Origin of the sequence: Cribrihabitans marinus (genome assembly GCF_900109035.1) — a bacterium.
GTDB lineage: Bacteria > Pseudomonadota > Alphaproteobacteria > Rhodobacterales > Rhodobacteraceae > Cribrihabitans > Cribrihabitans marinus.
Genome location: NZ_FNYD01000016.1, coordinates 40,660 through 51,131 on the forward strand (window position 1 = coordinate 40,660; position 10,472 = coordinate 51,131).

Genomic DNA, 10,472 nt, shown 5'->3' on the forward strand with positions numbered 1-10,472 from the left:
CCGATGCTGATCGGTCTTCTGGCCCTGATCCTGCTGCTGGGTGGATTCGGTGCCTGGGGGGTGATGGCAAATATTTCGGGCGCGGTGGTGGCGTCGGGCCGGATCGTGGTGGACAAGAACCGCCAGGTGATCCAGCACCCCGACGGCGGCGTGGTCGAAGAGATCCTGGTGGAAGAAGGAGCCAAGGTCGCCGAAGGGGATCTTCTGCTGCAGCTCGACGGCAACCTGTTGCGCTCGGAACTGACGATCATCGAAGGGCAACTCTTCGAGCTGATGGCCCGTGCCGGCCGCCTTGAGGCGGAACGCGACGAAAGCACCGAAATCACGTTCGGTGACGAACTGCTCGAGGCGGCGCAGACGCAGCCGAATGTCGCCGATCTCATAGAGGGTCAGGCACGGCTCTTCGAGGCGCGAAACGAATCCATCGCCAAGGAGGTGGAGCAGCTGCGTAACCGGCGTGTCCAGCTAAACAACCAGGTCGAGGGCATCGATGCCCAGCGGGCCGCGCTGGACGAACAGAAGAGCCTTATCAGCGAGGAACTGGTTGGCCAGCAATCCCTTCTGGACAAGGGGCTGGCCCAAGCGTCGCGCGTGCTTGGCCTGCGGCGCGAGGATGCGCGGCTGGCCGGTCGGCTGGGAGAGTTGCAGGCAGGGCGGGCCGAGGCGCTGGAACGGATTGCCGAGCTTGAGATCGAAGAACTGAAGCTCCGGACGCAGCGCCGCGAGGCGGCGATCACCCGCCTGCGCGATCTGGAGTATAACCTGATTGAACTGACCGAGCGGCGTCGATCCCTGCGTGAACAGTTGAGCCGACTGGATATCCGCGCCCCGATCGCGGGGATCGTCTACGACATGAAGGTCGGCGGGCGCCGCTCCGTGATCCAGGCCGCCGAACCGGTGCTGTTCCTGGTGCCTCAGGACCGGCCTCTTGTGATTGAAGCCCAAGTCGACACGATCCATGTCGACCAGGTCCGGCAGGGCCAGGAGGTCGTGGTGACCTTCGGTGCTTTCGATCGCCGTACCACGCCGGAACTCGACGGAATCGTCACCAAGGTCTCGGCGGACGCCTTCGTCAATGAGCGAAACGGCGCCGCCTACTACAAAGTCGAGGTACAACTCTCCGAAGACGAGCTTTCCAAGCTGCCCGACGAACTGGTTCTGGTGCCCGGCATGCCGGTGGATTCGTTCATCCGCACAGACGAGCGGTCGCCGGTGGCCTATCTAACCCGGCCGCTGGCAAATTACTTCAGGAAGGCGTTCCGCGAGAGTTGAAGCACGCGCGGGGAGAGCACCCCGCGCCGCTCAGAAGAGAAAATCGTCCGCAGCCAGGTCGCTCAAGGCGATCCCGGTCAGCACCAGTTCATTGCCCAGCCCGTCGAAAATCACGGCACCCGATCCGCGCTGTGTCATGTGATCGGCTACCAGGTCGTCATAGTTCGTGATCGCGCCGACCCCAGACAAGTCGATCCACTCGTCTGCCAGTGACGTTGAAAAATTCATTATCCGGTCCTGTCCGAAACCGTCGTCGAAACGGAAGACATCCGGACCGAGACCGCCATCGAGCAGATCGTCGCCAGCGCCGCCTTCAAGCGTGTCGCGCCCCATTCCGCCTTCGAGCGTGTCGTTGCCCGGGCCGCCGCTCAGAAGATCCGGCCCATAGGCCCCGAACAACCAGTCGTCGCCGACGCCGCCCTCGAGCGTGTCAGCTCCACGACCGCCCCGGAGCGTATCGCCATCGGCCCCACCGAGGAGCAGATCGTTGCCGAGACCACCTTCCAGCGTATCACTCCCTGTGCCGCCGTCGAGCTGATCGAAGCCGTCCCCGCCGAGGAGCAGATCATCGCCCGACCCACCATCCAGCCGATCCGAACCGAAGCTGCCCCGCAGGCTGTCATTTCCCGCCTCACCCGCGAGAACGTCATTTCCCCTCCAGCCCAGCAGAACGTCGTCACCAGTCCCACCGAGAAGCTCGTCGGCCGCCATGCCACCCTTCAGAAGGTCGTTCCCCGCACCGCCAAACAGCGCGTCCCGCCCGTTCAAGCCAACGAGCTTATCCTGCCCGTCCATGCCCATCATCAGATCGGAAGCCGCGCTTCCCCAGATATCGTCGGAGCCCTCGTCGCCCATGCGGCGCGCGGCCCAGTGGAACGGGTCTGCCTGCAGATGTTCGACCTCGGTGTTGCGCAGGATGATGTCGCGCAGCCCGGTTCCCGAGACCTCGGCGGCCAGCGCCGGGTCCAGCATGTCGGGCAGATCACCGAACCCTTCGTCGGCGGCCCGGGTGCGCAGGAACTGGTCGGCGACGATCCAGGCGAAGAGCGGACCCAGCGGGGCGTCCCCGACACGGTCCTCGACCAACCCGCCAACCCACAGATCGACCTGATGCACGCTGTCATAGACTTCGGCCAGATCGGCCTGCACCTCCGGATCTGACGAGATCGCGGCGAAATCGTCCGCCGCCAGCGCCGCCGGATCGAGATCCCCCAGCAGCGCGGCGCGGGTGTCGACATAGCTCTGTAGCCCGTGGTCCCGTCCACGCAGTATGTTCAGCGCTGCCAGGCTGAAACCACTGACACCGTCGCCCAGGGTCAGGAAGAAGTTCAGATCGTCGATGACCTTGCCGTCAATCTCCTGTGCCGCGCTGCCGGCCTGGCCGCGCAGGATGTCGTCCAGATACCCGTCGCGCAGCCAGCTGCTGTTGAAAAAGGCATCCTGGATCATCAGCGGCCCGGCCGGGTCCCCAGCGCCGGATTCGCCCATCATCGGCATCGCGCTCGAAACCATCGTATGCCCGACCCGGAACGCCGCGGTCGAGAATTCCACCGAGACCTGCCCGTCCACGCCGGGATCGTATCCCGCGGACGGGCCCAGCACCGCCGCCACCGGCGCCAACCCCTCGTTGCCGGCCAGAAGCGCCGGCAGCCAGTCGCGATAGGTGATGGTCTGGATCTCGGCCTCGACGATGGCACGGGCGGTGTCGAACAACTGGTCGTCGTTCCAGCCCGGGTTCTCGACAGCCAGCCGGTCGGCCCAGCGGTTGTGTTCGCGCATCAGAAGCGTCTGTAGCGCGGTCAGGCCGACATTCTCGTTGGCTCGAATATCGCCGGCCAGGAATAGCGGATCGGTAGCGCCGGCCATTTCGTCATTGTCCGCGGCGATCGGCAGCAACGCGCCGCCGGTCTCCGGCGTTTCGAAGCTGCGCAGGCGCCCGCCCTCACCGCTGCGCAGCAACTCGGTGCGCTCGGTCGTCGAGCCATAGACCATGCTGGCATCCAGCGCCGGCGTAATCTCGTTCAGCGGATGGCGCGGGTCGCCCGGTCCGGTGCCGCCGTCATGAACCGATCTCTGGAACGGCCCCATCAGACCCGGCACCGCGACCAACTCGCCCGAGGCATCGCGGGTCAGGCTGAGATCGTGATCGAGGAACTGGCCCCAGAACACCATAAGCGCCGACAGACCTGCCGAACTGGGCATCTCGCCATCCTGGTCGAAGAGGGTTCGGGCAATCTCCACCGGGTCAGCACCCGAGGCGAAGCTTCCCACGCCATCGCCGAAATTCGGCGCTGTCAAACGCAATAGCGGGTCCGAACTGGACAACACGGGCATAACAAAAAATCCGAATAAAAATATAGCAGCTGGAGTCAGTGTGTCACGAAACCGTGAGATTCGTTAAGCCCCCAACGGAAACAGTTCGTTCCGCGAATGGAAACCGCGCCGATCCGATGCCTGTTCACAGCACGTTGCGGCGCTTGTCCAGCCATCCCAGGAATGCCCTGTCCGGACTGCGCAGGCGCGTCCTTCCGGTCGCCGCCCACCAGGCGCGCCACTCGGCTTCGAGCGCATAGATGTCCGCCCCCGGCATCAGTGTGCGACCCTGTTCGAGCGCGTCCGCCGACAGCACCGGCGCATCCGGCGCTTCGATCACCGTCCGTCTCGGGGTGACCCTCAAGAGATCTCCGGGCAGTTCCTCGAGGTGATATCCCGGCAAATGATCGCGGGCGATCATTTCGCGCAGCATCGCCCGGAATACCCTGCGCGGGCTGGTCGATCCGGATTTCTTGGCCAGAACCGCCACCGAGATGCACCATTCCGGCTGGCGCCCACAGTGCTTTCGAGCCAGCTCGTAGATGCGCCGTTCCAGCGGCTTGCGCAGGCGGAAATAGTCGCGGCTGAGTGTAAGCACCGATTTCGACAGTACCGCTCGCCAGATCCAGTCCGACAGGGTGACACTGACGCTGACCATGCGGCCGCCGCGCGTCCTGCGCACGATCTCCCAGGATTCGATGAGCCCGAACCCGGTGGTGGTCTCGGTGTCACCGGTGATGATGTTGGTGGTGATGCGGGTCCCCGCCAGACGTTCGAAGGCCTCGCGCAACCGGCGATAGGCGTCACCGCTGGTCTCGCGGTTGGTGGCCACCAAAAGATCATGCGCGGTCAGCTGAAGTGTGCGCGCCACCGCCCGGCCTGCGTTCATCGCCGCCACGATCTGACTGATGCAGTAGATCAGTATGTCCTTGTCATGCATCGTCGCCCGGCCCTTGACCGAAGGGACGACCTGGATCTCCGCTCCGTTGTGGACATAGCTCAGCACCGAGCGGTCAGGCCGGGTCGAGAGGGAGAACAGCGGGTGCTCCATCGAGGCCAGGTCATCCTTGGGCCAGGCATCAAGGATGTCGCAGACGAAGAAATCCGCGGTCGGATGCCGATCCGGCAAAAGGGCGTCACCCATGAAAACTGCTCGTTTCCGTTTCGTGGTTTTATTGACGCCAGACTAGAGCCCCCCCTGCCCGGGGTCCAGAAGCGGCTTCGGGGGATTGGAGTCGGACAAACGTGGCACCAGAGTCGCGCAAACGTGGTTCCGGAGTCGGAATACCCTGCCAAGGATAAAGCAGGTACTTGTTTTTACTGGAATATTCAGGAAGCACGGTTCCCCGTAACATATAAATAACAGATTCCTAACTGCGCCATATTTTGACACGCACTTGTCCAAACATGGCTGCATGGAACATAAGCGCTTGAGAAAACGAGGAAATCATGGGTAAATACCTATAAAGGTAGCAAGTATCTATATATTAGATACAATACGAAAATATCGATACATAGAAAGTGGCCATCCTATGAAGCGCCCTGCATATCTCGCGGTTCATCCGGCTTCCCATCACCCGGTGCAATCCGAGTCGGTAGACCTGCGTACCATTGCGGATTTCGGTGCCGCCTGCGAAGCCATCGCCATGCCGCTCCAGACAAACCGCACGCAAGTGAACGGGAGCCGCCTGTTTTCAACCTGGGAAATCACCCGCTATCTGATCCCAGTGGACCCCGTTCACCTCCGCCGGGTCCTGCGCCAGAACCCCGACTTGCCACAGGGAAAGAGTCGCGGTGAAGCGGGTTCGAAATGGTTCTCCCTCCAAGAGGTCCGACAACTGAAAGCGTTCTTCGCCAGCACCGGCACAAAGGCACGGGCATACCTGCCCTACCGTCCTCCCGGACTGCCGCCATGCAGCGCGGTGCTTGCCAACAGCACCGCGGAAAGCGGCAAGACCACCACATGTGCGCATCTTGCCATGGCGGCGGCACAGGACGGCTACCGGGTCCTGGCAATTGATCTTGATGCCCGGGGGGGGCTGACCCGGCTGATGGGGGCCGAGACGGGAGAGGAGTGGCAGACGGTTCTGCCGCTGGTGGGGCGCCACTATGTCGAACACCTGCAGATGCTCAACCGCCTCCGGCTGGAACGCGGCGAGACCCCGGTTCCGATCGAGGCTGGGCTAGAGCGCGCGCTCGGGCTGCGCCCTTCGGATCTGGCCCAGCCGACCCGTTGGCCCGGTGTGGACGTGATCGCTGCCGGCCCCGACCTGTCGGCGGCCGACCTGCGGATTGCGGGGTGGCGCCTGCAAGCCCGGACCTGGAAGTTCTGGACCTCGCTTGCCTCGGCCTTGACCCAGGATTCTCTCTCGGACCGCTACGACCTGATCCTATTCGATACACCGCCGGCGTTGGGCCATCTTTCCATGGCCGGAATGGCGGCAGCCCAAGCGCTGCTGGTGCCTCTGCGTGCCCGGCCCCAGGATCTGGCCGAAACCGGTCGGTTCATGACCATGCTCGGATCCGCCTTCGGGACAGTCGAGGAGGACGAGGCGCTGGCGGCCCGGGCCATCGGTGGTGATCCCGCGCGGTTTTCCTGGGAGGCCGTGCGCGCGGTTCTGACTCGTCACGACCCGGCCCGCGAAAGCACCGCTGCTGAAGCGGCACAGGCCGCTTTGGGATCGCTGCTCTGGTCCGACCGGCTGCCGGACAGCCCGTTTGTGACACAGACACGCGCGATCTACGATACCGATTACCGTGAGACCAACCGTGAAACCTATGCAGCCGCACGCGAGGGCGTGGACGCCATCTATGCCGCTTTCAAGCGGCTGATGGTGGACAGCTGGCAGCGCGCAGAAACGGTAGAGCCTGATACCATGTCAGGCGCGCCCCATGATGGCTAAAGCGTAGAACAGGGCGGTGCCTGCCAGGGTCTGCCGACGCAACCCGAGACGGGCATATCCCAGCGCGCGCAACGGTCCGGCTCGACGGTTGGCCCGGGCATAGCCATCAAGTATCTGCCGTGCCTCTCCGGTCAGCAGCGTTTCCTGGGCACCAAGGTGGGCGAGCTGCCGGTCTATCCAGTCTCGATATTGCCCCGACCACATCACATGGATCCGGCGGCGCAGGCCGCCCAGACTTCCGGCGGCCCCGATCGTGTTGGCCGCATGCTGGCGCCAGATTACCACCGGTTCCTGGTCCAGCAGGCAATGTGCTCCGGATGCGCTGAGCAACAGGTAAAGCCACCAGTCATGATAGGGAATGCCGCTGGCCTGTCCCGCCTGTCGTACCAGGCGCAGCGCCGCCGGGTTGAGCACGGTGCTGTGCCCGGCAAACAGATTCTGCACCAGAGCGTTGCGCAACTCCGGTGGGCGCGGTGGATCTGACGTGATCCTGCGCGGTCGCAGCTGCATGTCGGCGATCACGCTTTGCGCGGCATAGAGCGCCGGGGCGTCCGGCCGGACCCCGGCCATCACCACCAGCGCGCGGCTCAGCTTGCCTGGCAGCCAGATGTCATCTTGGTCTGCCAGGGCCACGTGATCGTCCGGTAGATCCGGATGGCACAGCAAAGACAGGTAGTTCTGCGCCGGCCCCTGCCCCGGCCCCCGCAGGATACGAACCTCGCGGTCGGGGTGATCCATGGCGAACCGTTCCAGAATACCGCAGGTGTCGTCGTCCGAACCGTCGTCGCTGACCCAGAGAGACCAGTCACCATGATCCTGTTCGAGAAACGAGTCCAGCTGCGCGGCCAAGAAATCCGCGCCGTTACGCGTGCCCATGAGAATCCTGATATGGGATGCGTTTCGCGCCACACGGCCACCTTATCTCCATCCGCCGCGCTCTTAATGAAACAAGCTTGCCCGGCCGGCAATATCAAACAGGCCACGTAATCGCGGATTTGCGTCAACACATACAAGCTCACGTGTTTGCTCTTTGTTTCTTGAGACAGAAAGGCCAAGAGGCTACAATATTTCGTATTCACCTACACGGGAGCAACAGGATATGGACATCTCTAACCTGCTCACCATCGCTGACCTCTGTCAAACGGTCGGTATTAGCCGATCAGACTGGCACAAGATGAAACGGCACCGCATGACACCGGCAGTTGTGACTGTTGAGGATATCCAACGCATACGCCGGGAAGCTGTCGAGGAATGGCTTGCTGAGAATGAAACCAGAGCTTCAGCCAGCGCGACCCGCAAGGCCAGCGAAGGCCCGGAACCTCTAGCTATCTAATTCCTGAGAAAAATACCCGTGTTTGATCTGGCGACGAGATATTCCACCGAGATTGCAGAAAGCCCTTTTGTTCAAAGGGTGTTGAGGCCAGCGGCACGGTCCTGTCCTATAGTAGTAGTAGGTCTGAAAGGACCTCGTCCATCACGTTATGAAAGGCGCAAAGCGAGGGAAAGGTTCATGCGGTTTCGTGAAGCGGTGGCATTCTCCTACACATTGGATTGGCCCCTGAACATCGGCCTCACAATCACTTGGACGGCTCTGCAAGCGGCAGGCGAACATAACGAGGGCCATTGCCTTGGTCGTAGTGAGTGGGCGCGCGAAAACTATACCCGCGACGAGCTGTCCCGGCTCTGTCGGTCTGAGGATTTGCCTTTTGCCGCTCTTTGGGGTCGGGACGTAGGCGCGGACATGGGATCGCATGTGCACCTGTCAATGTTCTGGCCTTCGTACAAGCTCAGCAAGCTCGTCGCTGTGATCGAACGTATAAGCGGCAGCTCGTCAGAATTTGTGTTGAAGCCCTACGCAGCGGATATTGTCGCCCGTTCGGTATGTGGCGGGTGGCAGATCAACATGAACAACCGCAAAGACGACAAACAAAGCGCTCTTGAATGGGCAGAATACATCGCGGCTCAGCCCGCCAAGCACCCGGCTGTGCCAGAAATTAAGGGTAAGGCATTCGGCATCTCACAAGCCATTGGAAAATCCGCCCAGGATCGCGCCTGGTCCATGCTAGAGGCCAGAGAGGCCAAATACGGGTGGATGCGTCACCCGGAAACGCTGTGAGACCCTTTCCAAGAAAATCCGCACCCGAGGCTCAAAATCGCCTCGCGGCGCTCAGCGACCCTCTCAGTACAGCTGCGGGCGTGTCCTTCACAGAACGTTTTCCGAAGCACTTTTGAGCGAACCGATGCTGGGCAAATTTCCAAATGATTTCGGCAAAAACTGAGGTGGGGCATGGGTGGCATTGGTAGCGGGCAGCGCTGGCAGTTAGGGGCAGACACGACAGACAACTACCGCTCAATTGATATTCGCTGGCTGAAACGCGAGGGCCTTCTGGAATCGGGGGTCAGCCGCCGCATTACTTGGTCGCGAGGCGGCGAGGCGATAGGCTCGATCAACATCCAGTCAGAGCCGGGGCGTGTGATCTTGGACTATCGCCACCGGGATCGAGGCAGGGAATGGAAGCCCGAACGTTATCCCGTCTATCTAGACACCACGCCCTGCCACATGGGCGGTGAGCGGCATTGGTTCCTCTGCCCTGCCCGTGGGTGCGGTCGCCGGGTCGCCATCCTCTACGGCGGGGCAATCTTCGCCTGCCGCCATTGTTACCGGCTGGCCTATCCCTCTCAGCGTGAAATGCCGGGGGATCGAGCTGTACGGCGGGCAGATCGCATCCGCGACAAGATGGGCTGGCCTGGTGGCATCCTGGAAGGCAGCGACTGGGGCAAGCCCAAAGGAATGCACTGGCGCACCTATGAGCGGCTCTGCCGGAAACACGGCACCCTCTCATATCGCGCCCTGGTCGGAATCATTGATGATTTTTAAATCGTCGTCCGCAGCTGTGTCATCCCGCCGCTACCGAGGTCGATTTTCTCACCGTCGTTCTCACTGCTGGCAGTCAGTGAGCATTTTCCGGCGGGGCATGTGACTCCTCCCAAAACCAGGGAAACGAATGTCCGAAAGAGGATCGCTCACCGGACATGTTTTGCAACCGTTGGCAGGGTCAGAGAAACCGCACCTCAACACATCTCGTATAGGTGGTACGATTAGATTCGCATATGCCACCCCCTAATCGTACAATCAAGCCATGACTGTGACGAAGATTGGCTATGCCCGCTGTTCGACCGACAAACAGGACCTGACCGCACAGAGGCGGGCCCTATGCGCATTGGGGGTATCGGAGGACCTCATCTATACTGACCACGGGCTGACGGGCACTAACCGCGCCCGCCCCGGTCTAGACCAGGCACTTGCTGCCGTGCGCGAAGGAGATGTCCTGGTCGTGCCAAAGCTGGATCGTCTTGCAAGGTCCGTCCCCGATGCGCGCGCTATCGCGGATCAGCTAGAGAAAAAAGGCGTCAAGCTCGCCCTGGGTACGTCGGTCTACGATCCTTCCGATCCGATGGGCAAAATGTTCTTCAACATCTTGGCGACCTTCGCCGAGTTTGAGGCCGATCTTATCCGGTTGCGGACGAAAGAAGGCATGGCTATCGCACGGGCAAAAGGAAAACTCCGTGGAAAACAGCCAAAGCTCTCGGAAAAACAACAGAAAGAGCTCGCGCGCATGCATGCCACCGGTGACTATTCCATCAGCGATCTAGCAGAGTTGTTCGCGGTTTCGAGACCAACTATCTACAGAACCTTGCACCGCAAAGGCGCTAAAATCATCCCTTAGCGTAGCATTCTGCCCTCTCCCGCATCAGACCCCTGTGTCCGATGCGGTGGACATGCTTCTGAATTTCAGCCGCGACAACCTGCTCGAACCAACTGGTCTGCAAGATCCGGCGGCGCTGATGGACAGCATGGTTTTATTGTAGGGCCGTGGTTTGTTCGGTGGTAAGCGCCTCGCCGATCCCCTCCTGCCGCTCTGAGGCTGTCTGTGCGAGTCCTGCTGTCGAGATTAGGCAGAGGACTGGACGGCAAAATGGACG

The 10,472-nt window shown here is 61.7% G+C and carries 8 protein-coding genes; 5 read left to right on the forward strand and 3 right to left on the reverse strand.

Annotated features, from left to right (window positions below):
• Window positions 1-3 precede the first annotated feature (3 nt).
• Window positions 4-1,272, forward strand: coding sequence for an HlyD family type I secretion periplasmic adaptor subunit (locus BMX57_RS19185; RefSeq protein ID WP_229724296.1), 1,269 nt, complete (start codon window positions 4-6; stop codon window positions 1,270-1,272).
• A gap of 30 nt (window positions 1,273-1,302) precedes the next feature.
• On the opposite strand, the gene BMX57_RS19190 is transcribed toward BMX57_RS19185, so the two are convergent.
• Together BMX57_RS19190 and BMX57_RS19195 are read right to left on the reverse strand one after the other, a co-directional pair.
• Window positions 1,303-3,606: a peroxidase family protein gene (locus BMX57_RS19190; RefSeq protein WP_092371236.1), complete on the reverse strand. Its 2,304-nt coding sequence runs from the start codon at window positions 3,604-3,606 to the stop codon at window positions 1,303-1,305.
• A 124-nt stretch (window positions 3,607-3,730) separates the two neighbouring features.
• A complete protein-coding gene (locus tag BMX57_RS19195; RefSeq protein ID WP_092371239.1) occupies window positions 3,731-4,729 on the reverse strand; it encodes a replication initiator protein A in 999 nt (332 codons plus the stop codon).
• 388 nt (window positions 4,730-5,117) lie between these two features.
• Between BMX57_RS19195 and BMX57_RS19200 the strand changes: the two genes are divergently transcribed.
• On the forward strand, window positions 5,118-6,488 hold the full coding sequence (locus tag BMX57_RS19200) for an AAA family ATPase (RefSeq protein ID WP_092371242.1): 1,371 nt from the start codon (window positions 5,118-5,120) through the stop codon (window positions 6,486-6,488).
• Here BMX57_RS19200 and BMX57_RS19205 read toward each other — a convergent pair.
• Window positions 6,465-7,364: a glycosyltransferase gene (locus BMX57_RS19205; RefSeq protein ID WP_092371245.1), complete on the reverse strand. Its 900-nt coding sequence runs from the start codon at window positions 7,362-7,364 to the stop codon at window positions 6,465-6,467. The genes BMX57_RS19200 and BMX57_RS19205 overlap by 24 nt on opposite strands.
• 634 nt (window positions 7,365-7,998) lie before the next feature.
• Between BMX57_RS19205 and BMX57_RS19210 the strand changes: the two genes are divergently transcribed.
• From BMX57_RS19210 to BMX57_RS19220, 3 genes are all read left to right on the forward strand, one after another.
• Window positions 7,999-8,604 carry a hypothetical protein gene (locus tag BMX57_RS19210; RefSeq protein ID WP_092371248.1) on the forward strand — a complete coding sequence of 202 codons (606 nt, stop codon included), beginning with the start codon at window positions 7,999-8,001 and terminating at the stop codon, window positions 8,602-8,604.
• Window positions 8,605-8,775: 171 nt separating this feature from the next.
• A complete protein-coding gene (locus BMX57_RS19215; RefSeq protein ID WP_092371250.1) occupies window positions 8,776-9,366 on the forward strand; it encodes a hypothetical protein in 591 nt (196 codons plus the stop codon).
• Window positions 9,367-9,628: 262 nt separating this feature from the next.
• The gene (locus BMX57_RS19220) at window positions 9,629-10,216 is read left to right on the forward strand and encodes a recombinase family protein (RefSeq protein WP_092371252.1); all 588 of its coding nucleotides are present in this window, start codon (window positions 9,629-9,631) and stop codon (window positions 10,214-10,216) included.
• The last annotated feature ends 256 nt before the right edge of the window (window positions 10,217-10,472 follow it).